Origin of the sequence: Streptomyces sp. NPDC056160, assembly GCF_042268205.1 — a bacterium.
In the GTDB taxonomy this organism is placed as follows: Bacteria; Actinomycetota; Actinomycetes; order Streptomycetales; family Streptomycetaceae; genus Streptomyces.
This window is the reverse complement of the sequence record NZ_JBHJUW010000037.1, coordinates 41545-66689: the sequence shown is the minus strand read 5'-3', so window position 1 is coordinate 66689 and position 25145 is coordinate 41545. Positions and strand designations below refer to the sequence as shown.

Genomic DNA, 25145 nt, shown 5'->3' with positions numbered 1-25145 from the left:
GCGCCTACGGTTCACCAAGGGTGACAGCCGAACTCCGCGAGACGGGTCTGCGGGTCAACGAGAAACGGATCGCCCGGGTCATGCGGGTCTTCTCGATCACCGGCATCCGCCTGCGCAGACGTGTCCGCACCACCGTCCCGGACCCGGCCGCCACGCTCGTTCCGGACCTGTTCCAGCGGGACTTCACCGCCGCCGAACCCGGCCGGAAATACATGGGCGACATCACGTATCTCCCCCTGGAGAACGGACAGTTCCTCTATCTCGCAACCGTCCTGGACTGCTTCAGCCGCAAGGTCGTCGGCTGGTCCATCACCGACCACATGCGCACCAGCCTGGTCGCCGACGCCCTGAAAATGGCGGCCGCGACCCGCGGCGGCCTGGACGGGGCGATGTTCCACTCCGACCACGGAGCCCAATACGGCTCCAGAACCTTCGCCGGCCTCTGCGACGACCTCGGGGTCGCCCGGTCCATGGGCGCGGTCGGCACCAGCGCGGACAACGCGGCCTGCGAAAGCTTCCACGCCTCCCTCAAACGCGAAACCCTCCGAGGCGCCCACGGCTACGGCGACGCCACCAGCTGCAGAAGAACGGTCTTCGCCTGGCTGACCCGCTACAACACCCGCCGCCGGCACTCCGCCAACGGCCACCTCAGCCCCAACGAATACGAACGCCGACACCACGCCGCTAAACTCACGCTCGCCGCGTGATCAAAGACGCGTGTCCACCATCACGGGGGAAGGCCCCTTCCTCGATCGCCTCCCGTGCACCCAACAGCACGGCCACAGCGGCGACCATCAAGACTTCGCCCGACGGAGCTGGCGGCGGACGGAGACCTGCTCATGACGCAACTCCTTGAGAGCCTCCGTGTCGCGCCGCTCCACATCCACCGGGGTGGCTCTCGCCAGAAGCTGCCCATCATGGCGCGTTACGACGACGGCCGCGTCATCTCCACCTACGACCCCAAGCGATGCCCTGTTGAGACTGCTGCCTTTCTCGGCTGTATTCGTCTCGCCTGCGAAGGGATCACCATCTCCGAAGTCGTCCTGCAAGACCACGCGCAGGACCTGACGGCCGTGTTCCGCGCAGCATCGAAACTCTTCCTGGACGTGGAGTTCACCAGCGGGCCACGGATCACGGAACCTGTCGTGCGGATCTCGGTCGAGGACACCACACAGGCGTCCTACTGCATCCCGGACGGCTGAGACCTGACTGACGCTCTTCACGGCTACCCGACGCTCACGCCGCCGCTCGGCCGGAGGTAACGCGCGCCCTGAAGTGCCTCGAGGAAGAGATGAGGACCAGTAGCGAAGAGGTCCGTCGACTCCTGGACCATGTGAAGCTGGCGATCCTCAAAACCGGCGAACCGTATGGTGTCTTCGAAGAGCTGGAGCACATGCTCCTCCAGGCGGGCAAAAAGGAGAAGACGTCCCTCTCTTCTCCAGCCGGAACCGTCTGAGCGCCCCCACTAGTGTCGTTGGCCCCGGCTGCACTGCGGCCGGGACCAACTCCGTCACGTGCCACTGCAGTGACGGGAGTCCCTCCGGACCCGCCCGCAGGAGCGCATCAGCACAGCCGAACAATCAGCGGCGGAACCCTCGACGGGGATCTCGCGCGTCGACGTTCAGGAACGGTTCGAACCAGGCTGCGGCGCGAAGATCGCCGATGCCCATGTACTGGTTCGTCTCACCGCCCGGGTCCTCGATGCCGTCGAAGCGAGCGTTGTAGAGCATCAGCACGTCAGTGTCTTGGAAGAACACTTCAGAACACGCATCGAAGTCGTAGTCGTCACGGTGGTTGGGCAGCCTCCCGTGGTCACCGGCGGCATCGCCTTCGATATCGCGGTCGCCGGCGTCACGGATGGCGAGGTGGAGGGCAAGCTCCTCGGCCGTGCAGGTGGGCTCTGGCCACTCACCACGTTCGAGGTCACTGGCGAGGTCGTCGGCGGCCCGGGCGAACCGCCGGCGCCACTGGAGGTCGGCCGCGAAGGTCAGCTTCGGGAGATAGGAGAACACTCCCCAGTGGCCTTCCTGCTCGTCGGGCACCACAGTCCTGTCACCGAGTTCCTCGCTGTCGTCGTACGCCTGGTCCGCGAGCACGCACAGTTCCGTGTAGAGGAGATCGGCGGTTCGGGGGGTGAGCTGCCACTGGCAGCGGTCGTCTTCGCACTCAGGGTCCTCGCAGTGCGGCGCCTCCGTCGCGAACAGAGCCGCAAAGTCTGGACTCTTCTCCGTGTTAGACGGCTTCGCTTGCTCACCCCGTCGTACGGCCGCCGAGTATTGCCAGCCCGCACCGAAGTCGGCGACCACGGCTTCCTTGCTCCAGTCGGCGACCTCATGGCCCCTTTCGAGGCACAGTTTCATGCCCTGGGTCGCCTCCGTGACCGTGTCCGCGCCGTCGATCTCGCCGCCGGACTCTCCCAGCCACATGACGGCCCCGACGATGTCCTGAGGGTCGTCGCTCTCGGGGCTCTGACTCGGCAGGGGTTCCCACCCCGCGCCCCTGGCTGCCTTCAGCACGGCCTGCGGGTCGTGCACGTGGAACTCTCGGAGCACTGCTACCCGAATAACCGGCCCAGCCAGGTCAGCAAGCCTTGCGTCGTCCGGGGTCCTTGCAGCACTCGAATCCGCGTCGGCGTCGTTGTCCTCCTCCCCGTCGTCATCAACGTCCTCGGTGAGCTGCTCCCACTTCAGGAAGCTGCCCGGAGGCAACGGCCAGACGCCGGCCAGCGCGTACCGCGCGGCGCTGCGGAGAGATGAAGCCGGAGCATCCGGCATCTGGGCGCAGAGCTTCTCCAGCGGCTCAGACTTCCAAGCACCGGCAGAATCGGTGATGGCCTGCTGGAGGATGCCCACTGCCTGCTGCGCGAGCTCGGGCTGCCGGCAGGTGAGGACGGCCTGCAATGAGGCGGGGCCTTCTCGGTGATGAACGAGAGCGAGGACACGGCTCTTACTCGGGGTGTGCTCGCAGTGGAAGCCGCGGAGCGCGGCCAGGATCGGCTGAGCAGACATGCGGAGGACTCCGGACGTCGGGCGCACGGGAGACGTGCGTGGAAGGGAATGGAGTTCCGCTGGTGGGCACGCTGCTGACGCGCCTCCGGACGGTGAAGACTAGTGCGCTCGGCTGGTTCCCCCGGTGCTACCGGGAGTCCGGACCTGGATCCCACAGCTTACTCACACGAAACCGTCGAGTGGGATGGAAGCACTGATCTCGAGAGGACGTTCTCAGCAGCACCTCTGCCTGAGCGAAGCCTGCCCGTTGTCGGCGGTCGGCCGGAAAGCATCGACACATGAGCATCAATGTCGACGCATCCCCGTCAGCCCTGTTCCCAGGGGATTGTCCAGCCCGGACATGAGTGCGGCCCGCCCCTCCCGAGGGCGGGGACGGGCCGTTGCGGGCTCGTGGCAGAGCTGTTGTACTCACGCTGTGGGGGTCTGCAACCGTAAGGTCATCGATCCCCCGTCGCGCTTTGATGCAGCACATACGCAAGTTCGTCCGGGTGCTCTGAGGTACGGACAAGCATCCAGGCTCGATCGAAATCGATGTGCAGTCGCCTGGCGGCTCGAAAGGCCCTCCAGCTGGTACGAGGGGCCAGAAGCACTCGCCAGCAAGTGACCCTGAGGAGGGCTGCCCCAGCAGATCGGCCTGAGATCACCACGCGGAACTGAGCAGCTGCACGTCAGACAGCCACTGCGGAGGCCGACAATTCGGCCTGCATGTAGATCTGCAACGTGCCCTTGAGGTGGGCGATGTCCGAGTTCTGCTGACGATTCAGCAACTCCAGCTCGGCCACGCGGGCCTCCAGAGCGGTGGCCCGCTGCTCAGCCTCGCCGCGCGCCTTCTCTGCCTTCTCGATCCGGACCAGGGCGCGTGTCGGCATCGTCAGGCCGGCCCCTCGGGGAGGGGTCGGGACCCCAAGCTCCGCCCGACGGCGTTCGACCCAGTTCTGCACGGTCTTCCGCGAGATCTGGTGCTCGTCCGAGATCTCTCGAACCGTCTTCTCTCCGTTGAGAACAAGATCGGCGAACTGGGCCCTCTCATCGGGGGCGAAGCGAGAGTCAAAGGACACGGAGATACCTCCAATTGGTGGGATGAACCGATCAGCAAACGCGGCAGCGCGCCAGGAGATACGGGACAGGCCCACCGTTCATCCCGTAGCGGGCCCTCCTCGCTGCCTGTTGACCAACCGGAGCGCCTACTTCCACGGCGACCACGCCCTGCTACGGCACGGCGTGCACGTCCCGAAAACGCCCGAAGCTTTGCGCGGAAGCCAGCAGCTAGACCCGTTCGCGCAGGTCAGAGCCACCTCACTCCCCCATCCACCAAGTGCCTTCTAAGCACTCGGCAGCGAAGCTGCGCGGCGCACCAAAGGATGTAGAGCGCCAGTTGGAACCTCACCGAAGCTCGATGCCAGCCCAGCGGGGTGCACTCGCTGGGCTGGCAGGCCCAAGGTCCTGCGTTCGGCTTCTGCAAACGGCGCGTTCGGCTGACCTCGACCGGACGCAACCATGGAGGACCGAGGGGAGGTCAGCTCGTGCAGCTGCCGGCCGTGCCCCAGCGAAGGAACTCCGTACCTCCAGCACCGTCAAGGACTGCCACGGCGTACTGCGCGTAGCCCCATCCCTGCCCCGCGCGAGATTCCGCGAGAACAGTCCGGCAGGCCACGCCGGCGGCGGCCTCTGCCCACTCCTCTCGCGTGCTCTGGTCCCACTCGGGCTTCGTGGCCCACACATACATCACGCCTTCGTGCGGAGCGAAGCCGATGCTGGTGTTCCCGTCGCTGATGTAGCGGGGGTCTTCGAACAGACGGGAGTTGGCGTTCCAGTCGACAAACAGCTGGTGAACCGCTGCGGTTGCCACCCTGATTTCGCACTTGTCGATGCTGGGGATCTGGGCCGCGGCCAGTCCTTCTTCGGTGGGGTGCCAGCTCGGCTCCTGCCCGGGGTCGGCGGCGGTGCGGTCGATGGTCTGTGTGATGCAGCCGGTGTTGGCGCGGAAGTCGTCCTCCCACACGATCGCCGGCGCCGTGGAGGTGGTGTTGTCGACCAGGACGTACTCGTCATACGGAAGGGACTTGTAGATGCCCGCCATCATGCGCAAGGTGAGGCAGACGTTCTTGGCCACTCCCTGCACGACGCGTGACTCCACGACCGGGCCGCTATTGGCTATGTAGAGCTCTCTCCGGGCCGGGGCGTAGCCCACGTCGTACTGACCGCTGTAGTTGTAGTCCTCGCCCATGCCGTAGCTGAGGTCGTGCCCGAGTGCGGTCTCGGTCTCGATCTCCACTTCTCCTTTGGCACGACGAGCTGCACGCCACGTGGCGATCGTCGCCTCGTCCGCGTTCGCAGGGGTAGGGGATGACGCGTCGTCCACCACAACCTGGGAGCTTGCTGCGGTTGAAGCGGAAGCCGGCATGGTGGCAGTCTTGCTGGGGATGCGCTGGCGGGAGGACGGGAACTCGTCGAAGCCGTCTCCATCTTGTCGGGCTGCAGGGCCAGCGCTCCACCCGCCAGGCCGCCTATGACAGTGCCCACCACCGCCGCGATGCCGATGAGTCGTCTGCTGGAACGGGCAGGACGTCTCCAGTTCGGGTCGTCCAGAGTGGGGACGGCCCACTGGGCAGCGACGAGATCGCCCACCAGTGTCGGTTCCGCACCCGTCGGCGCGACCTGTATGGCCTGTGCTGCGAGGAGGACGGCACATGTCTCGGCAGCGTCCCACGCAGTGGCTCGGTCCCGCGGCTCCTTGGCGAGAGCCCTGCTCACGATGGCGTGGAGTTCGCCAGGAAGGCCACGCAGATCAGGATCCTCGGACATGGCCCGGTAGGCGACCGCGTCGGGGGCTCCCCCGCCGAAGGGCGCGCGACCGGTGGCCGCGAAGGCTACGAGGGCGCCCCAGACAAACATGTCGCCCTCGGGACCCGTCGTACCGGTGCGGTAGTGCTCAGGGCTGATCCATCCTGGGGTGCCGGTCAGAATGCCGGTGCGCGTCACGGATGTGCCGTCGGCGGCATGAGCGATGCCGAAGTCCAGGACTCGGGGACCGACCGGGGTCAGAATGACGTTCTGCGGCTTGACGTCCCTGTGGACGACACCCGCGGCGTGAATGGCCGCGAGGGCCTGGGCTGTGCCCGTAACAAAGGCGTAGAGGGTCCCACCGGCCAGCGGCCCGTGCGCGGCGATGTACCGATCGAGGGTGAGCCCTGGGGCATAGGCAGTGGCCAGCCACGGTGACGGTGCTTCGGCGTCAGCCGCGATCAGGGGTATGAGGCAGGGGCCCTGGACACGGGCGGAGAGCTGGACTTCTCGGCGGAAGCGCGCCCGGAACTCCGCGTCGTCCGCCTGGGCAGGGTGGACGACCTTGACCGCGACCCGCAGACCGGCGAACACCGTGCCCATGCCCCCTGAGCCGAGGCGCCCGATAATCCGGTAGGGGCCGACGCGCTTGGGGTCACCGGGGTGGGCAGCCAGTACCCGCCCACCAGAACGAGCACTGCTCACCGGGCTTCCGATCTCCTTCAGACGTGCAGCAGGCCAAAGGCCGGACACATGCCGGTACCTGAGAGCTGGATATTAGCCGCGCGTCGAGGCGATAGGGACTGCCTTCTCAGGCAATGGTCGGCAACGCTTCCTCATCGAGCGCACAAGAGCGAAACGGAGCCGACGGGCTACAGACGCTCTCCGTCGCTTTCGCCGCAGAGCGTCTGTTCATCGGTGCGCGCCGCGGCCTGGCCCTCCCCGACAATCGACTGATACCCCATCAGAACGAGCGTCAAGTGAGCGTCACGAGCGTCATTTCAGCGTCAAGATATCGCCCGTAACGCCCACACCGCGCATACCGCGCACCCGCAAAACCCCAGGTCAGGCGTCCTTCTTCACCGGCTCCAGGATCGCCACGCACTCCACGTGGTGGGTCATCGGAAACAGATCGAACGCCCGAAGGCTCCGCACCCGGTACCCCCCGTCCCGGAAGTACCCCAGATCCCGTGCCAGCGCGGCCGGGTCGCAGGCCACGTAGGCGATGCGGCGGGCGCCGAGGGAGGACAGGTGGGCCACCGTCGCGCGGCCCGCGCCTGCTCGGGGCGGGTCCAGGACGACGATGTCGGCGTCGGTGATGCCGGTGCGCGGGAGGACGGAGTCGACCTTGCCCTGTTCGATGCGGACGCGGGGGAAGTCCGCGAGGTTGTGGCGGGCGTCCTCGACGGCGCGCTTGCCGGACTCGATGCCGAGGACGGCGCCCTTGTCGCCGATGCGGTCGGCCAGAGCGCCGGCGAAGAGGCCGACGCCGCAGTACAGGTCGAGGGCCATGTCGCCCTTGCGCGGGAGCAGGCCCTGCATGACGGCGGTGACCAGGGTGTCGGCCGCCTTGGGGTGGACCTGCCAGAAGCCGCCGGCGCCGACGCGGTGGGTGCGGCCGTCGGCGCGTTCGCGGACGAAGGGGCGGCCGTGGACGCGGTGGACGCCGCCCGTCTTCTCGTCGACGCGGAGGACGGAGACCGGCTTGTCCAGCTCGACCAGCGGGAGGCGGGCGCCCGGACGGGGGGTGAGGACCACCTGACGGTCCTGGGAGCCCGTCGCCGCGATCGCCTCGACCGTCTCCATGCCGGTCCAGTCGCGCTGTTCGATGCCCAGCTCGCTGACGCCCTCGGCCGCGATCATGCAGTGGTCGATGCGCTCGACCTCGTGCGAGCGGTGCCGGCGCAGACCCGCGTGGCCCTCGGCGTCGACCGCGTACTGGACGCGGGTGCGCCACTGCGGGACCTCGCCCGCGGGCAGCTTGTCGCCCTCGGCGGGCATCACGGTGCCGTCCCAGCCGGCCTCCTGCGGGGTGAGACCCGCCAGTCGCTTCAGCTGCTCGGCGATCACCTCGCCCTTCAGGCGGCGCTGGGCGCCCGGCTTGGCGTGCTGCCAGTCGCAGCCGCCGCAGCGGCCCGGGCCGGCGTAGGGGCAGGGGGCCTCGACGCGGTCCTTGGACGCCTCGAGGATCCGTACGGCGTCCGCCCGCAGGAAGCGGGCACCCTCCTCGCCCTCGGTCACCCGGGCCACGACGCGCTCGCCGGGCAGCGCGTGCCGGACGAAGAGGACCTGGCCCTCGGCGGTGCGGGCGATGCAGTGGCCGCCGTGGGCCACCGGGCCGATCTCCACCTCGTACTCCTGGCCCACCAGCGAGCCCGTCTCCGGCCCCACCTGCGAGTTCTTCGGTTCTGCGTGCATGGTGGGGTGACTCCAGATCGAGAACGGGGAAACGGCCGGACAACAGCCCACCAGTCTACGTGGGTGTCGTCCGGCCGTTCACCACGAGGCCACGACTCAGACCACGGCTCAGGCCACGGCTTGGGGGCTCAGCCCTTGGGCGCCGACGGCTCCTTCGACTCCTTCGGCTCCTTGCGCACCTGGGCGGGGCCGCGCCGCACCGCGCCGGGCGCGCTCCACTCCTGGCGCCTGCGCGCCCGCAGCTTCGCCGCCTCGGAGGAGGCGAGCTGGTAGGGCACCGAGGTGACCATGACGCCCGGCGTGAACAGCAGCCGGCCCTTCAGGCGCAGCGCGCTCTGGTTGTGCAGCAGGTGCTCGTACCAGTGGCCGACGACGTACTCGGGGATGATCACCGAGACCGCGTCGCGCGGGGACTCCTTGCGCAGGCTCTTGACGTACTCGATGACCGGGCGTGTCACCTCGCGGTACGGCGAGTCCAGCACCTTCAGCGGTACGTCGATGCCGCGCCGCTCCCACTCCTCGCGCAGCACCTTCGTCTCGGCCGGGTCGACGTTGACGGTGAGCGCCTCCAGGCTGTCCGAGCGCATCAGCTTGGCGTAGGCCAGGGCGCGCAGGGTGGGCCGGTGGATCTTGGAGATGAGGACCACGGAGTGGATCCGGGAGGGGCGCACCAGGTCGTCGGCCGGTTCCTCCGGCGCGGCGATCTCCTCGGCGACCCGGTCGTAGTGCTTGCGGATCGCCGTCATCGTCGCGAAGAAGATGCACATGCCGAGCAGGGCGACCCAGGCTCCGTGCGTGAACTTGGTGAGCAGGACGACGACCAGCACCAGGCCGGTGAGGAAGGCGCCGAAGGCGTTGATGGCGCGCGAACGGATCATGTGGCGCCGCTTGGCCTGGTCGCGTTCGGTGGCCAGGTGGCGGTTCCAGTGCCGCACCATGCCGATCTGGCTCAGGGTGAAGGAGACGAACACACCGACGATGTACAGCTGGATCAGCCGGGTGGAGTCGGCGCCGTAGACGACGACCAGCAGGGTCGCCGCGCCCGCGAGCAGGACGATGCCGTTGGAGAAGGCGAGGCGGTCGCCGCGGGTGTGCAGCTGGCGGGGCAGGTAGCGGTCCTGGGCGAGGATCGAGCCGAGGAGCGGGAAGCCGTTGTACGCCGTGTTGGCCGCGAGGAAGAGGACCAGGGCGGTGGCCGCGGCCAGGACCACGAACAGGAAGCTGCCCTTGCCGAAGACGGCCTCGGCGACCTGGGAGATCACCGGGTTCTGCACGTATCCGGAGCCGAGCGGGTTGCCGTTGTGCAGGAGGTCGGTGGCCGGGTTCTCGGCCATGTGGACCTTGGTCGTCATGGCGAGGCCGATGATGCCGCAGAACATGGTCACGGCCAGCAGGCCCATCGCCGCCAGCGTGGTCGCCGCGTTCTTCGACTTGGGCTTGCGGAAGGCCGGGACGCCGTTGGAGATCGCCTCGACACCGGTGAGCGCGGCGCAGCCGGAGGAGAAGGCGCGCAGCAGCAGGAAGACGAGCGCGAAGCCCGCCAGGCCCTGGTGCTCGGCCTTGATGTGGTAGTCCGCCGTCGGTGCCCGCATGGTGTCACCGAGGGCCAGTCCGCGGAACGCACCCCAGAGGATCATGATGAAGACGCCGGCGACGAAGACGTACGTCGGGATGGCGAACAGCGTGCCCGACTCCTTCACACCGCGCAGGTTCATCAGGGTCAGGAGCACGATCACGACGACCGCGCAGAGCACCTTGTGCTCGACGACGAACGGGATCGCGGAGCCGAGGTTCTCGATGCCGGAGGAGATCGAGACGGCGACGGTCATGACGTAGTCGACGAGCAGTGCGCTGGCCACCGTCAGGCCCGCCTTGGCGCCGAGGTTGGTCGTGGCCACCTCGTAGTCGCCGCCGCCGCTGGGGTAGGCGTGCACGTTCTGCCGGTAGGAGGCGACGACCGTGAACATCAGCACGACGACCGCGACCGCGATCCACGGGCTGAAGTGGTAGGCCGACACGCCCGCGATGGACAGGACCAGCAGCACCTCGCCAGGTGCGTACGCCACGGACGACAGCGGGTCGGAGGCGAAGACGGGGAGTGCGATGCGCTTCGGCAGGAGGGTCTCCCCCAGCCGGTCGCTGCGCAGTGCGCGCCCGATCAGAATGCGTTTGGGCACGTCGGTCAGTTTGGACACAACAGAGGATCGTAGGCCTTCGAACTGGGGCTCGCCCACCTGCCACCCGAGATCTGCCTCACGAGTGAATTCGGGGGCGGCCGGCGCCACGGATTCCGCAGGTGAGGGCGGGGACGTGCCTAGATGACTGAACTCGGCCGTCCCGCCGCCCGTTCCCCGCCCGTCGCCGACCCCCGGAGGTCCCATGCCCCCGACCGCGGAGCTGATCGGCGCCGCCGTCACGCTGCTCGGCCTCGGATTCCTGACCGTGTGCAGCGTGCGCAGCATCACGCGGCGCGGGCCCTCGGAAGCGGAATAACCCCGTCCTTGTCGTCCCCTCGGGGGTGGGAGGGACCTGGCGCGGACCCTCGGAAGCGGAACAGGCCCGTCCCCGTCGTCCCCTCGGGAGCGGGAGGGGACCGGCGCCCTGTCGTCACGCCCCGCCGTCCGTCCGGTATGCGGCACGGGGGTGCCCGCCCCGCACCGCGCATGTGTAGCTTGTCCCTCTGTCTGAGACCCTGATGGGGCTGAGAAGTAGCTGTTGACACCGGAAGGACGGTCGTGCACATCGTCATCATGGGCTGCGGGAGAGTGGGTTCCGCTCTCGCCCAGACCCTGGAGCAACAGGGGCACACGGTCGCCGTGATCGACCAGGACCCCACCGCCTTCCGTCGGCTGGGTCCCGGCTTCGGTGGTCGCCGGGTCACCGGGATCGGCTTCGACCAGGACACCCTGCGCGAGGCGGGCATCGAGGAGGCCGGTGCCTTCGCGGCGGTCTCCAGCGGCGACAACTCGAACATCATTTCGGCGCGGGTGGCCCGCGAGATGTTCGGCGTGCAGAACGTCGCGGCCCGCATCTACGACCCCCGACGGGCCGAGGTCTACCAGCGCCTCGGCATCCCGACCGTGGCCACGGTCCGCTGGACGGCCGACCAGATGCTGCGCCGGCTGCTGCCCTCGGGGGCGGAGCCGCTGTGGCGCGATCCCACCGGGGGCGTCCAGCTCGCCGAGGTGCACGCGTCCCCGAAGTGGGTCGGCCACAAGATCAGCAGGCTGCAGGAGGAGACGGGCGTCCGGGTGGCGTTCCTGACCCGCCTCGGCGAGGCGATGCTGCCGACCTCGCAGACCGTGCTGCAGGAGGGCGACCTCGTGCACGTGATGATGCGGACGGACGACGTGGACAAGGTCGAGGCGGCGTTCGCCGAGGGCCCCGAAGAGGAGAGCGGTCACTGATGAGGGTCGCCATTGCCGGTGCCGGCGCGGTCGGTCGCTCGATCGCGGGCGAGCTGCTGGAGAACGGCCACGAGGTCCTTCTCGTCGACAAGGCGCCGACCGCCATCTCGGTCGAGCGCGTCCCGCAGGCCGAGTGGCTGCTCGCCGACGCCTGCGAGATCACGTCCCTGGACGAGGCGGCGCTCCAGCGCTGCAACGTGGTGATCGCCGCCACGGGCGACGACAAGGTGAACCTGGTCGTCTCCCTGCTGGCGAAGACGGAGTACGGCGTGCCGCGCGTCGTCGCCCGGGTGAACAACCCGAAGAACGAGTGGCTGTTCAACGAGGCGTGGGGCGTGGACGTCGCCGTGTCCACGCCGCGGCTGATGTCGGCGCTGGTCGAGGAGGCGGTGAGCGTCGGCGACCTGGTGCGGCTGCTGCGCTTCAGTCACGGCGACGCCAACCTGGTCGAGCTGACGCTGCCGGAGGAGTCGGCGCTGGCCGGCACCCAGGTCGGTGACGTCCAGTGGCCCGAGGACACCTCCCTGGTCACGATCATCCGCGGCACCCGGGTGCTCACCCCGTCGCAGGAGGACTCGCTGGAGGCCGGTGACGAACTGCTGTTCGTGGCCGCGCAGGCCCGCGAGGAGCAGCTGGAGGACCTGCTGTCGGTGCGGCGCAAGGACGCGGAGGGCTGAGCCGCCCGAGGGGTACGACGACGAGGGGCGCCCGGTGGTTTCCGGGCGCCCCTCGTCGCGTCGTAGGGCTTCGGCCTTGTCCGGGCCGGTCTGGGCTGGGCTGCCTATGCCTCGCGGCGGTGGCGGCCGCCCGCCGGGCCCGCCGACGGCGTTCCCCCGGAGCCGTCGCCGCCCTCGGCCGCCAGGGCGGCCTTGCGCTCCTCCTCGGCCTTCTCCTGCGCCTCCATCTCCGCGAACACGTCGATGGGCGCGGGCGCCTTCGCCAGGAACACCCAGGTCAGCCAGACCGCCAGCAGGAACGGCGGGATCTTCAGGGCGATCAGGATCCAGCCGAGCTGGGTGGTGTCCGCCCACCAGTACAGCGGGAAGAGGATCGCGCACTTGGCGAGCAGGATCAGGCCCCATGCCCAGCTGGCCTTGGTGTACGCCTTCTTGCGTCCCGGGTTGCGGGTGCGCCAGGAGAGGTTCTCCTTGAAGACCGGGCCGAGGATCAGGCCGATCAGCGGGACCCCGGCGAGCGCGGTGACGATGTACGCCAGGCTCAGGCCCAGGGTGTACAGCATGCCCGGCAGGTAGAAGTCCTTGGCGTTGCCGGTCATCATCGCGAAGACCACGCCGAAGGCCACGCCGAAGACGCCGCTGAAGGCGTGCTTGACGGTGTCCCGCATCACCAGCCGGACCACGACCAGCACCACGGAGACCGCCAGGGCGGCGATCGCCGACCAGTGCAGGTCCTTGTTCACCGTGAAGATGCTGACGAAGAGCAGGCCGGGAAGCACGGTCTCGACCATGCCCCGGACCCCGCCGAACGCCTCGAAAAGCGCGGCCTCCGTCACCGCCCTCGCCCCGTCGTCGGCGGTCGTCTCTTCGGTCCGCTTGTCGAGTGACGTCACGGGCTACTCCCGTCCGAGGGGTCGCAGTTCGTACTTGGGGTTGAAGAGCACCCGGCGGCCCCGGCTCATGGAGATCCGGCCCGATGCGATCAGCTTGCGCCCCGGTTCTATACCCACGATGGAGCGCCTGCCGAGCCACACCACGTCCAGGGCCGCGGAACCGTCGAACAGCTCCGCCTCCAGGGCCGGGACTCCGGCGCGCGGACGCAGGGTGACCGTGCGCAAGGTACCAGTAACCGTGACGATCTGCCGGTCGTGGCAGTCACCGATCCGGGTGCACCCCGCGGTCTCGGCGTCCTCGCGCAGCTCCTCCGACTCCAGGTCCTCCTGCGACGAGGAGAGCCGGTCGAGCATGCGCCGGAACCGGCCCGTCGGCTTCTCGGGTCGAGGAACAGCACTCATGCCTGAAGGGTACCGGGGTGGGCCGACCGGGCCGTAACCGCTCTCACTTCTCGAAGCGGTAGCCCATCCCCGGTTCGGTGACGAAGTGCTCGGGGTGCGAGGGGTCCGCCTCCAGCTTCCTGCGCAGCTGGGCCATGTACACGCGCAGGTAGTTCGTCTCCGTGCCGTACGACGGACCCCACACCTCCTGGAGCAGCTGCTTCTGGCTGACCAGACGGCCGGTGTTGCGCACCAGCACCTCCAGCAGGTGCCACTCGGTCGGGGTCAGTCGTACGTCCTTGCCGCCCCTGTTGACCTTCTTCGCGGCGAGGTCCACGGTGAACTGCGCGGTCTCCACCGTCGTCACGTCGTCCTCGCCGCCGCCGACGGGCTCGGCGCGGCGGACGGCGGCGCGCAGCCGGGCCAGCAGTTCGTCCATGCCGAAGGGCTTGGTGACGTAGTCGTCGGCGCCCGCGTCCAGGGCCTCGACCTTCTCGTCGGAGGAGTGCCGGGCGGACAGCACCAGGATCGGCACCCTCGTCCAGCCGCGCAGGCCCCGGATCACCTCGACGCCGTCCATGTCGGGCAGGCCCAGGTCGAGGACGACGACGTCGGGGTGGCGGGAGGCGGCGAGGTCGAGGGCGGTGCGGCCGTCGGGTGCGGCGTCGACCTCGTACTTGCGTGCCTTGAGGTTGATCACGAGGGCGCGCACGATCTGCGGCTCGTCGTCGACCACCAGCACCCTGGTCATGAAACCTGCCTTTCTGGGTGTACGGGGCTCAGCTTTCCGGGTGTCCGGGGCTCAGTCCGGGTGTGTGTCCGGAGCTGGGTCCCGTCTCCGGGACCCGGTCCGGATGTGTGCCCGGAACTGGGTCCCGTCTCCGGGGCTCGGTCCGGTCGTACGCGACTCGGTCCGGTCGTACGCGGCTCAGTCCGGTCGTACGCGGCTCAGTCCGGTCGTACGCGGCTCAGTCCGGTCGTACGGGGCTCAGCGCCCCCTGGGGACGGTGCGGCCTGCCGCGGCCGCCGGGTGCGCGGCGCGGCTCGGGACGGTCCGCGCCGGGGCCGGCCCGGGGCGGCTCCCCGACCGGACCGGCCGCACGGAGGCTGAGCACCATCGTGAGGCCGCCGCCGGGCGTGTCCTCGGCGTTGAGGGTGCCGCCCATGGCCTCGGCGAAGCCGCGCGCGACCGCGAGGCCGAGGCCGACACCCGCGCCGCGCGGGGCGTCGCCGTACCGCTGGAACGGTTCGAAGATGCGGTCCTTGGCCTCGTCCGGCACCCCGGGGCCGCGGTCGACGACGCGCACCTCGACACGGTCGGCGATGGCGCTTGCCGAGACCAGGACGGACCCGTGCGCGGGACTGTACTTGACCGCGTTCTCGACGATGTTGGCCATCGCGCGCTCCAGGAGCCCGGCGTCCACGGCGACCATCGGCAGGGTCTCGGGGACGTCCAGGTGCACGCTGTCCTCGGGCACCCCGCCCAGGGCCATGGGAACCACCTCGTCGAGATCGATCTCGCGGATCAGCGGGGTGACGGTGCCGGTCTGCAGGCGGGACATGTCCAGCAGGTTGCCCACGAGGTGGTCGAGCCGGTCGGAGCCCTCCTCGATGCCTTCGAGCAGTTCCGCCCGGTCCTCCTCGGACCACTCGACGTCCTCGGAGCGCAGTGAGGAGACGGCGGCCTTGATGGCGGCGAGGGGGGTGCGCAGGTCGTGGCTGACGGCGGCGAGGAGGGCGGTGCGGATGCGGTTGCCCTCGGCCAGGGCCCGGGCCCGGTCGGCCTGCTCCTGGAGCCTGCGGCGGTCCAGGACCACGGCGGCCTGGGCGGCGAAGGCGGCGAGCACCCGCCGGTCGGAGGCCGGCAGGACGCGTCCGGTCAGCGCCAGCGCCATGTGGTCGCCGACGGGCATGTCCACGTCCGCGTCCTCCGGGCGCTGCAGCGGGCGGTCGGTGCCGACGCGGCCCGCGCAGGTCCACGGGTCGACGTCGCTCTGCCGTTCGAGGAGGGCCACCGATTCCATGGCGAAGGTCTCGCGGACCCGTTCCAGAAGGGCCTCGAGGCTGGTCTCGCCGCGCAGGACGCTGCCCGCCAGGAAGGACAGTATCTCGGCCTCGGCGCGCAGCCGGGCTGCCTGGTGGGTGCGGCGGGCCGCGAGGTCGACCACGGAGGCCACGGAGACGGCGACGCCGACGAAGATCGCGATGGCCACGATGTTCTTGGGGTCGGCGATGGTCAGCCGGTGCAGGGGCGGGGTGTAGTAGTAGTTCAGCAGGAACGACCCGACGGCCGCCGAGGCGAGCGCCGGCAGCAGTCCGCCGAGCAGGGCCGCTGCCACCGTCAGGGTGAGGAACAGCAGCATGTCGTTGGCCAGGCCGAGGTCGACGCCGTTGAGCAGCAGGGCGAGGACCACCGGGCCGGCGAGCGCCATCACCCAGCCCCAGGCGATGCGGACCCGCCCGAGCCGCGCGCCCCTGGCCACGGGCAGTCCGCGCCCCTTCGCGATCTGGCCGTGGGTGACGATGTGCACGTCGAGGTCGGGGCCGGACTCGCGGGCCACGGTGGCGCCGACGCCGGGCCCGAAGACGTACTGCCACGTCTTGCGGCGCGAGGAGCCCAGCACGATCTGGGTGGCGTTGACGCCGCGCGCGAAGTCGAGCAGGGCGGCTGGTATGTCATCGCCCACGACGTGGTGGAAGGTGCCGCCCAGGTCCTCCACGAGGGTGCGCTGGACGGTCAGTTCCTTCGGGGAGGCGGCGGTGAGGCCGTCGCTGCGGGCGATGTAGACGGCCATGACCTCGCCGCCCGCGCCCTTCTCCGCCAGCCGGGCGGCCCGGCGGATCAGGGTGCGCCCCTCCGGCCCGCCGGTCAGCCCCACCACGATGCGCTCGCGCGAGCCCCAGATCTTCGAGACCCGGTGCTCGCTGCGGTACTGCTGCAGGTACTCGTCGACCCGGTCGGCGACCCACAGCAGCGCCAGCTCGCGCAGTGCGGTGAGGTTGCCGGGGCGGAAGTAGTTGGACAGGGCCGCGTCGACCTTGTCCGGCTGGTAGATGTTGCCGTGCGCCATCCGGCGGCGCAGGGACTCGGGCGACATGTCGACCAGTTCGATCTGGTCGGCGCGGCGCACGACCTCGTCGGGGACCGTCTCGCGCTGCCGTACGCCGGTGATCGACTCCACGACGTCACCGAGTGATTCCAGGTGCTGGATGTTGACGGTCGAGACGACGTCGATGCCGGCGGCGAGCAGTTCCTCCACGTCCTGCCAGCGCTTGGCGTTGCGGGAACCGGGGATGTTGGTGTGGGCGAGTTCGTCCACCAGGGCGACCGCGGGGGCGCGGCGCAGCACGGCGTCCACGTCCATCTCCGTGAAGACGGCTCCCCGGTGCTCCAGCTCCGTGCGCGGCACCTGCTCCAGACCGTGCAGCATCACCTCGGTACGCGGCCGGCCGTGGTGCTCCACGAAGGCGACGACGCAGTCGGTGCCCCGTTCCACCCGGCGGTGCGCCTCGGACAGCATCGCGTACGTCTTGCCCACTCCCGGTGCCGCACCGAGATAGATCCGAAGCTTGCCGCGTCCCATGGCCTCATTGTCTTCCCGTCACACCTGTGCACGCAGCGTCGACCTTACGGCCAACAATCCCGACAAATGGAGCCGGGTGAGACCCCGACGCTGTCTTTGACACAACCCTGACGCGTAAGGAAGCGGGCACGACGCCCTGCGAAGGCCGGGGGTCTGCCAAGGGCCGGAGGAGAAGGCCGGCGGGTACCAGGCAGGGCACCGCTCCATGCGGCGGGCACCCGCCCGGGACGTCGGGCACCCGCCCGGGACGTCGGGCGCAGGCCCGGGACGTCGGGCGCAGGCCCGGGACGTCGGGCGCAGGCCCGGGACGTCGGACGGAAAGCCGCCCAGCGTCACGTCCCCGCCCGGGGACAGCAAGCGTCAGCCCGTAGCGGGAGTGTCCCCCGGGGTCAGTGTTCGACTATCTCGCCGTCCCGGAGTTCCAGGACGCGGTCGGCGAGGTCGAGGAGGGTCAGGTCGTGGGTGGCGACCAGGGCGGTGACCTGCTGGCTGTGCACCACGGCGCGGAGCAGTTCCATCACGGCGAGGCCGGTCTCCGCGTCGAGCTGGCCGGTCGGCTCGTCGGCGATGAGGAGCGCGGGGTCGTTGGCGAGGGCGCGGGCGATGGCGACGCGCTGCTGCTGGCCGCCGGACAGCTCGCCGGGCCGCTGCCTGGTGTGGTCGGCGAGGCCGACCAGGGAGAGCAGCAGCTCCACGCGCTCCTCACGCTCGCGGGGATCGGCGCGCCGCATCCGCAGGGGCACCCCCACGTTCTCCGCGGCGGTGAGGATGGGGATCAGGCCGAAGGACTGGAAGACGAAGCCGACGTGGTCACGGCGCAGGGCCAGCAGGCCTTCCTCGCCCAGTTCGGACAGGTCGCGGCCGTCGACGTGGACCCTGCCCTCGTCCGGTTCGTCGAGGCCGCCCACGATGTTCAGCAGGGTGGTCTTGCCCGAGCCGGAACGGCCCTTGAGCGCGACGAGTTCGCCCCGCGGCACCTCGAAGGAGACGCCGCGCAGGGCGTGCACCGCGCCGGCCCCCTGCCCGTAGGACTTGTGGACGTTCTCGACACGCACCATCGTGTCGGTGACGACCTGGCTCATGTGCTGCCCTCCCCGCTGTGCTCCCCCGTGGACCGGGCGCCAGTATCACGACCGGCGGCCCGTTCGATCAATCCCTCAACGGACGGCATCCGGTATTGGTTTCCGCAGGAGCCACAGAAACCGCGGAAACCGCGGAAACCGCGGAAACCGCGGAAACCGCGGAAAACACGGAAAGCACGGAAAGCACGGAAAGCGCAGAAGGGCCGCCCCTTCACGGGTGCGGCCCTCGGTGTTCTGCGGTGCTACTCCCTAGCGCACCTCGGTGATCTCCGGGCCGCGCTGCAGCTGGCCCATGCCGCCGGAGAAGCGGGACTGGCCCTCGTCCTGCTGGACGCCCTCGGGCACCATCTGCGCGTCGTTCGGCAACTGCAGCACGATCGGGTCGCGGGGCGCCATCGGCCCCTCGCCGCGGACGACGACCGTGTCGCGGAAGATCTGTTCCAGCAGCCCGGCCGCCTGCGGCTGCACCGCTCCCTGGCCGGAGATGACCCCGCGCAGGAACCAGCGGGGGCCGTCCACGCCGACGAACCGCACGACCTGGAAGCCGCCCGTGCCGTCCGGCAGCTGCACCGGCACCTGTGCGCGCAGTTCCCAGCCCAGCGGGCCCTCGACCTCGTCGATGATGCCGCCCTGCTGGGTGATGCCGGACGCGATCTCCTCGCGTACCTCGCCCCAGATGCCCTCGCGCTTGGGTGCGGCGAAGGCCTGCAACTGGACCGCGCTGTCCCCCAGGACGACGGTCGCCGCGACGATCGCGTCGCCCGCGACCTCCACCCGCAGCTCCATTCCGTCCACACCCGGCACGAACAGACCGCCCAGGTCGACGCGGCCCTCGTTCGGGTCGCCGACCTCGGTGCTGTCCCAGGGACCGTCGGGCCGCGGCTCGGGCTCGAGCCGCACCCGCTCGCGCTCGGCCTCGTCCTCTTCGTCCGCCTCGGTGCCGACGCTGTCGACGACCTGCTCGGCCTCGCCGGCCGCGTCCTCGGCGGCACCCTTCTTCTTGCGACGTCCGAACACGTCACTGTCCTTCCCGGTCGGATACGACCGAAGCGTATCGATTCCCACCCGCCGGGCCGCTCATGGCAGCCCGGCCGCTTGTGCCGCTCCTACCGTCCACCGCGGCATGGCCACCGGTGGACCCGAAGCCCCCTTCGGCCCGCGCCGAGTCGGGAAGTTCCGCCACCTCCTGGAAGCGGACCCTCTCGACCTGCTGGACGACCAGTTGGGCAATCCGGTCGAAGCGCTCGAACCGCACGGACTCGCGCGGATCGAGATTCACCACGATCACCTTGATCTCCCCACGGTACCCGGCATCAACCGTCCCCGGGGCATTCACGAGGGCGACACCGCACCGGGCGGCCAGGCCGGACCGGGGGTGCACGAAGGCCGCGTACCCCTCGGGGAGGGCGATGGACACACCCGTGGGCAGGACGGCCCGCTCTCCGGGAGCGAGCGTGCGGGCGACGGTGGTGCGCAGGTCCGCGCCCGCGTCGCCGGGGTGCTCGTATCCCGGAAGCGGTACGCCGGGGTCGACGCGGCGGATCAGCACGTCCAGCGGGGCGCGGCCGCAGGGGCCGAGAGGACGGGAGGAGCCAGCGGGGTCCGCGGGGTTTGCGGGGTCTACGGGGTTCAGGTGGCTCACGGGTTCACCTCGAAGGCGCGGGCACGGCGGACCTGGTCCGGGTCGTCCATCGCCGCCCGGATCTCCTCCTGGCGGCCGTGCTGCACGAAGTGGTCGACCTTGACCTCGATGAACAAGGCGTCGGCGCGGACGGCGACCGGCCCGGCGGGGCCGCCGACGCGGCCGGTGGCCGTGGAGTAGATCTTCCGCCCGGCCACCGCGGTGACCTCGGCCTCCAGGTGGAGCGTCGTCCCGACCGGGACCGGCCGCACGAAGTCGGTCTCCAGGCGCCCGGTGACCGCGACCGTCCGCAGCAGCCAGTTCAGTGAACCGAGCGTCTCGTCCAGGGCGGTCGCGAGGACGCCGCCGTGCGCTAGGCCCGGCGCGCCCTGGTGGGCGCTCTGCACGGTGAACTCGGCGGTGATGCTCACGCCCTCCCCGGCCCGCGCCTGCAGGTGCAGCCCGTGCGGCTGGTCGCCGCCGCATCCGAAGCATCCGCCGTAGTGCGCGCCGAGGAGTTCCCCGGGCGCGGGGGCGTCGGGGTGCCGTACGGGCTTGCGGGCGTCGGCGGGAGGCTGAAGAGCTGCGGAACTACCACTCACAGGCGCAGACCTTACCCGCGCGTCGGCGTTGTCCGGACACCGTGCCAAGCTTGGTTCCATGCAGCTTCCCGCCCAGCCGTACGAAGAACGTCTCACCGCCCCCCGTTCGTGGTGGCTGATCAGCTTCCTGATCGGTGTCTCGTGCGCCCTGATCCTGTTCCCGTTCGGCACCCTGCCGATGCTCGGCGGCCTGGTCGGCGGCACGGCGGTCGCGGCAGTCGTGGCCAGCTCCTACGGGTCGCTCCGCATCCGTGTCGTGGGCGGCTCGCTGATCGCGGGCGAGGCGAAGGTGCCCGTCACGGCCCTGGGCGACGCGGAGATCCTGGACGCGGAGGAGGCGCGCGCCTGGCGCACGTACAAGGCCGACACCCGGGCGTTCCTGCTGCTGCGCGCCTACATCCCCACGGCGCTGCGGGTGGAGGTCACCGATCCGCAGGACCCGACGCCCTACCTGTACCTGTCGACGCGGGAGCCGGAGCGGCTGGCGGAGGCGCTGCGTGCGGCGCGGGCGGCCACGTCTCCGGAGACGGCCGCTTAGAGGGCCTGTTCGGCGGATCGTGCCGCGGACGCGGGGTGCGGCACGCCCTCTCCCGAGCCATCGAGCAGGGGGACCGCCAGCGGCGTCGTCGCCGGTTGCCGACTCCCCCACGCTCGGCTTCGCTAGCGCGGGGGACCCCCACCGCGTCGACGCCCTCCTCCGCCTTGCGACTGCACGCACCGCGCCCCGCTCACGTGGGCATACAGGGCGCCGTGTCCTTCGGCGACTTGATCCGCCGGACAGTCCTTGGTCAGCCCCCTGCCCCCTGGGGGCCGTCGTCCATCGGGAGCGGGGCCTCGGGGGGCTCCAGGGGCGGCAGCGCGGGCAGTTCGTCCCAGGGGACCTGGATCTTGCGCAGGTCGGCGCGGACGCGGGCCGCGAGTCTCCTGGTGTCGCGCCGGTTGATCACGGCGCCGACGGCGGCGCCCACGAGGAAGGGCATCAGGTTCGGCAGGTCCCGGACCATGCGCTTCATGATCTGCTGGCGCAGACGGCGCTTCATCTGGCCGCCTAGGGCCGAGTCGACGGTCGACGGCTTGGTCACGTCGATCCCGCGCTCCCCGGACCAGGAGGTCAGGTACACGGCGCTGCGCGCTCCGAGGTGGCCCGGGGGCCGCACTCCGTAGACCTCGTGGAGTTCGGCGATCAGTTTGATCTCCACCGCGGCGACTCCGGTGATCTCCGCGGCCAGTTCGGTGGGCATCGCGGGCGGTACGGGCAGCATGGCCGCGGCGCCGATCCCCGCGCCGATGGTGGACGTCCCGTGGGCGGCGCCCGCGACGAGCTTGTCCGCCAGTTCCTCGGGGCCGAGGTCCGGGAACCGCCGGCGCAGTGCGGCGAGGTCGCGCACCGGGATCCGGGGGACGATGTCGATGATCCGGTCGGCGAGGTGGGACAGCGCCGCTCTGGCGCGGCTGCCGCTCTTGCGGACGCCGTTCCTCGCGGCCTCGCCGGCCCGGTCGCGGATCACCGCGAGGCGGCGCCGGGCGAGGGGCGCGGGCCTTGCCGCCGAGGCGGCGGGGTCGCCACGCCCAGACACCTGCGCGAGCGAGGCCGATCCCGTCGATGATGCTGTCGCATCCGTCCGGTCGGACGAACGGGATGGGCCTCGCTCGTGGTCACGCGCGCCGTGGGAGCCGTCAAACGGCTCCGGGTCCGCTCCCCCGTGGGAGAAGCGGCGCTTCCGAGGAGGGGTCGAGCCGGTCACGGCCGACCCTGCCTCAGTCGCAGTCGCGGCAGATCGGCTGACCGTTCTTCTCGCGGGCCAGCTGACTGCGGTGGTGCACCAGGAAGCAGCTCATGCAGGTGAACTCGTCCTGCTGCTTGGGCAGCACCCGGACGGCCAGCTCCTCGTTGGAGAGGTCTGCTCCGGGCAGTTCGAGGCCTTCGGCGGCCTCGAACTCGTCGACGTCCACGGCGGAGGTCGACTTGTCGTTCCGCCTGGCCTTCAGCTCTTCAAGGCTGTCCGAGTCGACGTCGTCGTCGGTCTTGCGTGGAGTGTCGTAATCGGTTGCCATGTCGCTCTCCCCCTCTGGGTGTCTGCGGGTGTCTCCAGCGCACGTAACGCGTGAGAGGCCGGACTTGTGCCCGACCCGAGGCGGAGATTTTGCCTCACATCAAGGTCTGTTACTCAATCGACACCCAACCGCACTCCTCAAGAGTGATCGGCTTGGATGGCGATGGGGACCGTACACGGTTCGAATGTCGCACTTCAAAGCGGTCTCACCGTGTACTTCCCGTGATCAGGACCCCTGAAAACCCGGATTTTTCCGGCTTTTCGCCACCTTCCATGATCACGGTCCGTAGACGGCCGGAAATCGTTCCATGTGATCGATCACACAGGAAGAGGTTGGTAAGGGCTCCTGAAAATTCCGCGCAAAGCGAACACGCTCAGGTGTCGCCGCCATGATCTCAGATCGGCAGGGTGACTCGCATCACGAGCCCTCCTCCCTCACGAGGCTGGGCCGCGATGTGCCCGCCGTGCGCCCGCGCCACGGAGCGCACGATGGACAGCCCGAGGCCCACACCCTTGTCGCTGCCGGTGCGCTCGGTACGCAGCCGCCTGAAGGGCTCGAAGAGGTTGTCCACCTCGTACGCCGGTACGACCGGACCGGTGTTCGTGACGACCAGGACGGCCTGCCCGTGCTGGACGTCCGTCGTGACCTCCACCCAGCCCTCCTCGGCCACGTTGTAACGCACCGCGTTCTGCAGGAGGTTCAGCGCGATCCGCTCCAGCAGCACGCCGTTGCCCTGGACGACGGCGGGCTTGCGCTCGCCGCGGATCTCCACGCCCTTGGCCTCCGCCTCCGCGTGCACCTGGTCGATCGCCTGCGAGGCGACCTCGGCCAGGTCCACCGGCTTGCGCTCGACGATCTGGTTGTCGCTGCGGGCGAGCAGCAGCAGGCCCTCCACGAGCTGCTCGCTGCGTTCGTTGGTGGCCAGCAGGGTCTTGCCGAGCTGCTGCAGCTCCACGGGCGCGTGCGGGTCCGAGAGGTGCACCTCCAGCAGCGTGCGGTTGATCGCCAGCGGCGTGCGCAGCTCGTGCGAGGCGTTGCCGACGAAGCGCTGCTGGGCGGTGAAAGCCCGTTGCAGCCGTTCCAGCATGTCGTCGAAGGTGTCCGCCAGCTCCTTCAGCTCGTCGTCGGGGCCGTCCAGCTCGATCCGCCGGGACAGGTCTGAGCCGGCCACCGCGCGGGCGGTCCGGGTGATCCGGCCCAGCGGCGCCAGCACCCGGCCCGCCATGGCGTAGCCGAAGGCGAACGCGATGACGGCGAGGCCGAGCAGCGCGAGCAGCGAGCGGCTGAGCAGGTCGTCCAGAGCGTGCTGGCGCTGCTGGTTCGCACACTCGTTCATGGCGTGGTTCAGCTCGTCGGCCGTCGTCGGGTTCGGGAAGTTGCACGTCTGACTGGAGACCTGCCCGGAGACGATCTTGAACGGCAGTTCACTGCCCACGTTCAGCGCGTTCGCCGCGAGCAGGTAGATGATCGACAGCAGCAGGATCCCGGCGATCAGGAACATGCCGCCGTACAGCAGGGTGAGCCGTATGCGGATGGTGGGGCGCAGCCACGGGAAGGGCGGTTCCGGCCTGCGGGGGTCCCAGGTGGGCTTCGGGGGCGCCTGGGGCGGCGCGGGTGACGCTGCCACGGCGGATCAGATCCGGTAGCCGGAGCCGGGGACGGTGACGATCACCGGGGGTTCCCCCAGCTTGCGGCGCAGGGTCATCACGGTGACGCGCACCACGTTGGTGAACGGGTCGGTGTTCTCGTCCCAGGCCTTCTCCAGGAGCTGCTCGGCCGAGACGACCGCGCCCTCGCTGCGCATGAGGACCTCCAGCACGGCGAACTCCTTGGGCGCCAGCTGGACCTCCCGGCCGTCGCGGAACACCTCGCGCCGGTTGGGGTCGAGCTTGATCCCGGCGCGCTCCAGAACGGGCGGCAGGGGCACGCTGGTGCGCCGGCCGAGGGCACGCACGCGTGCCGTCAGCTCGCTGAACGCGAAGGGTTTGGGCAGATAGTCGTCGGCGCCGATCTCCAGCCCCTCCACACGGTCGCTGACGTCGCCGGAGGCGGTGAGCATCAGCACGCGGGTGGGCATGCCCAGCTCGACGATCCTGCGGCAGACGTCGTCGCCGTGCACGAGCGGGAGGTCGCGGTCGAGGACGACCACGTCGTAGTCGTTGACGCCGATGCGTTCCAGGGCGGCCGCACCGTCGTACACGACGTCGACGGCCATGGCCTCCCGGCGCAGTCCGGTGGCCACCGCATCGGCGAGCAGCTGCTCGTCCTCGACGACGAGTACGCGCACGTCGCTTGTCCTTCCTGTGTCCGCCGCGCGGCGCCGCTGGGGCACACGTGGGCAGGGATCTTCATGGGTGTGTTGCCTCCATCCTGCCCTTTTCGGCCATAAGTCGGCTGTAAGCCGGGGGACCGGCGCCCGCGCGAGGGCGGCCCGCGTGACCTCCGCGACAGATGAGCGGGGCATGAGTGCCGGGTGTGCGGGGGATGAAGGACACGGGAATGCGGAACTTTCTCGCGCGGTTGAGGTTTCCGCGGGAGACAGCAGGGGGAGGACGGCTTTACACCCCGCGATCACGCTCTGCATGTACCGCACCACCATGCGGTACGCCGCGATCCGCTTCCGCAGAGTGGGC

The 25145-nt window shown here is 69.9% G+C and carries 23 protein-coding genes; 6 read left to right on the top strand and 17 right to left on the bottom strand.

The features are described 5' to 3' along the window. The 3 genes from ACFC02_RS16415 to ACFC02_RS16405 form a co-directional block, all read left to right on the top strand. Positions 1–707: IS3 family transposase (locus ACFC02_RS16415; RefSeq protein WP_376357061.1), on the top strand; the 707-nt coding region annotated here is incomplete at its 5' end. 132 nt (positions 708–839) lie between these two features. Beyond that, on the top strand, positions 840–1202 hold the full coding sequence (locus ACFC02_RS16410) for a hypothetical protein (RefSeq protein ID WP_376357059.1): 363 nt from the start codon (positions 840–842) through the stop codon (positions 1200–1202). 89 nt (positions 1203–1291) lie between these two features. Continuing rightward, positions 1292–1456: a hypothetical protein gene (locus ACFC02_RS16405; RefSeq protein ID WP_376357057.1), complete on the top strand. Its 165-nt coding sequence runs from the start codon at positions 1292–1294 to the stop codon at positions 1454–1456. A gap of 124 nt (positions 1457–1580) precedes the next feature. Here ACFC02_RS16405 and ACFC02_RS16400 read toward each other — a convergent pair whose 3' ends face one another. From ACFC02_RS16400 to ACFC02_RS16380, 5 genes are all read right to left on the bottom strand, one after another. Further along, complete coding sequence (locus ACFC02_RS16400) at positions 1581–3008, bottom strand: hypothetical protein (RefSeq protein WP_376357055.1); 1428 nt, start codon at positions 3006–3008, stop codon at positions 1581–1583. A gap of 668 nt (positions 3009–3676) precedes the next feature. After that, complete coding sequence (locus ACFC02_RS16395) at positions 3677–4066, bottom strand: helix-turn-helix domain-containing protein (protein WP_376357053.1); 390 nt, start codon at positions 4064–4066, stop codon at positions 3677–3679. A gap of 1096 nt (positions 4067–5162) precedes the next feature. Next, positions 5163–6395 carry a serine/threonine-protein kinase gene (locus ACFC02_RS16390; RefSeq protein WP_376357051.1) on the bottom strand — a complete coding sequence of 411 codons (1233 nt, stop codon included), beginning with the start codon at positions 6393–6395 and terminating at the stop codon, positions 5163–5165. A gap of 462 nt (positions 6396–6857) precedes the next feature. Then, positions 6858–8210 carry a class I SAM-dependent RNA methyltransferase gene (locus tag ACFC02_RS16385; protein ID WP_376357049.1) on the bottom strand — a complete coding sequence of 451 codons (1353 nt, stop codon included), beginning with the start codon at positions 8208–8210 and terminating at the stop codon, positions 6858–6860. A 128-nt stretch (positions 8211–8338) separates the two neighbouring features. Further along, complete coding sequence (locus tag ACFC02_RS16380; RefSeq protein WP_376357047.1) at positions 8339–10405, bottom strand: APC family permease; 2067 nt, start codon at positions 10403–10405, stop codon at positions 8339–8341. 540 nt (positions 10406–10945) lie between these two features. On the opposite strand from ACFC02_RS16380, the gene ACFC02_RS16375 reads away from it, so the two are divergent. Together ACFC02_RS16375 and ACFC02_RS16370 are read left to right on the top strand one after the other, a co-directional pair. After that, positions 10946–11617 carry a TrkA family potassium uptake protein gene (locus ACFC02_RS16375; protein WP_360963640.1) on the top strand — a complete coding sequence of 224 codons (672 nt, stop codon included), beginning with the start codon at positions 10946–10948 and terminating at the stop codon, positions 11615–11617. Further along, on the top strand, positions 11617–12294 hold the full coding sequence (locus tag ACFC02_RS16370) for a potassium channel family protein (protein ID WP_376357044.1): 678 nt from the start codon (positions 11617–11619) through the stop codon (positions 12292–12294). Before ACFC02_RS16375 ends, ACFC02_RS16370 begins: the two co-directional genes overlap by 1 nt. 104 nt (positions 12295–12398) lie before the next feature. On the opposite strand, the gene ACFC02_RS16365 is transcribed toward ACFC02_RS16370, so the two are convergent. From ACFC02_RS16365 to ACFC02_RS16330, 8 genes are all read right to left on the bottom strand, one after another. Continuing rightward, entirely contained in the window at positions 12399–13187 is a 789-nt protein-coding gene (locus ACFC02_RS16365) for a DUF3159 domain-containing protein (protein ID WP_376357042.1), read from the bottom strand. Between the two features lie 3 nt (positions 13188–13190). Continuing rightward, the gene (locus ACFC02_RS16360) at positions 13191–13589 is read right to left on the bottom strand and encodes an OB-fold nucleic acid binding domain-containing protein (protein WP_360963631.1); all 399 of its coding nucleotides are present in this window, start codon (positions 13587–13589) and stop codon (positions 13191–13193) included. Positions 13590–13632: 43 nt separating this feature from the next. Then, complete coding sequence (locus ACFC02_RS16355) at positions 13633–14319, bottom strand: response regulator (protein WP_360963628.1); 687 nt, start codon at positions 14317–14319, stop codon at positions 13633–13635. A gap of 217 nt (positions 14320–14536) precedes the next feature. Next, on the bottom strand, positions 14537–17152 hold the full coding sequence (locus ACFC02_RS16350) for an ATP-binding protein (RefSeq protein WP_376357039.1): 2616 nt from the start codon (positions 17150–17152) through the stop codon (positions 14537–14539). Positions 17153–17541: 389 nt separating this feature from the next. Beyond that, entirely contained in the window at positions 17542–18234 is a 693-nt protein-coding gene (locus ACFC02_RS16345) for an ABC transporter ATP-binding protein (protein ID WP_376357037.1), read from the bottom strand. A 249-nt stretch (positions 18235–18483) separates the two neighbouring features. Continuing rightward, complete coding sequence (locus ACFC02_RS16340) at positions 18484–19251, bottom strand: DUF3710 domain-containing protein (RefSeq protein ID WP_360963619.1); 768 nt, start codon at positions 19249–19251, stop codon at positions 18484–18486. 1 nt (position 19252) lies between these two features. Then, positions 19253–19789: a dUTP diphosphatase gene (dut, locus tag ACFC02_RS16335; protein WP_376357067.1), complete on the bottom strand. Its 537-nt coding sequence runs from the start codon at positions 19787–19789 to the stop codon at positions 19253–19255. Positions 19790–19872: 83 nt separating this feature from the next. Next, positions 19873–20457 (bottom strand): PaaI family thioesterase, encoded by a 585-nt coding sequence (locus ACFC02_RS16330; protein ID WP_376357035.1) that lies wholly within the window; start codon positions 20455–20457, stop codon positions 19873–19875. A 58-nt stretch (positions 20458–20515) separates the two neighbouring features. On the opposite strand from ACFC02_RS16330, the gene ACFC02_RS16325 reads away from it, so the two are divergent. Beyond that, positions 20516–20995, top strand: coding sequence for a DUF3093 domain-containing protein (locus ACFC02_RS16325; RefSeq protein WP_376357033.1), 480 nt, complete (start codon positions 20516–20518; stop codon positions 20993–20995). Between the two features lie 250 nt (positions 20996–21245). On the opposite strand, the gene ACFC02_RS16320 is transcribed toward ACFC02_RS16325, so the two are convergent. The 4 genes from ACFC02_RS16320 to ACFC02_RS16305 form a co-directional block, all read right to left on the bottom strand. After that, positions 21246–22202, bottom strand: a complete 957-nt coding sequence (locus tag ACFC02_RS16320) for a hypothetical protein (RefSeq protein ID WP_376357031.1) — start codon at positions 22200–22202, stop codon at positions 21246–21248. Positions 22203–22215: 13 nt separating this feature from the next. Beyond that, positions 22216–22512 (bottom strand): DUF4193 domain-containing protein, encoded by a 297-nt coding sequence (locus tag ACFC02_RS16315; protein ID WP_005481602.1) that lies wholly within the window; start codon positions 22510–22512, stop codon positions 22216–22218. Between the two features lie 394 nt (positions 22513–22906). Beyond that, on the bottom strand, positions 22907–24139 hold the full coding sequence (locus ACFC02_RS16310) for a sensor histidine kinase (RefSeq protein ID WP_376357029.1): 1233 nt from the start codon (positions 24137–24139) through the stop codon (positions 22907–22909). 6 nt (positions 24140–24145) lie between these two features. Then, complete coding sequence (locus ACFC02_RS16305) at positions 24146–24799, bottom strand: response regulator transcription factor (protein ID WP_018564589.1); 654 nt, start codon at positions 24797–24799, stop codon at positions 24146–24148. Between the last annotated feature and the right edge of the window lie 346 nt (positions 24800–25145).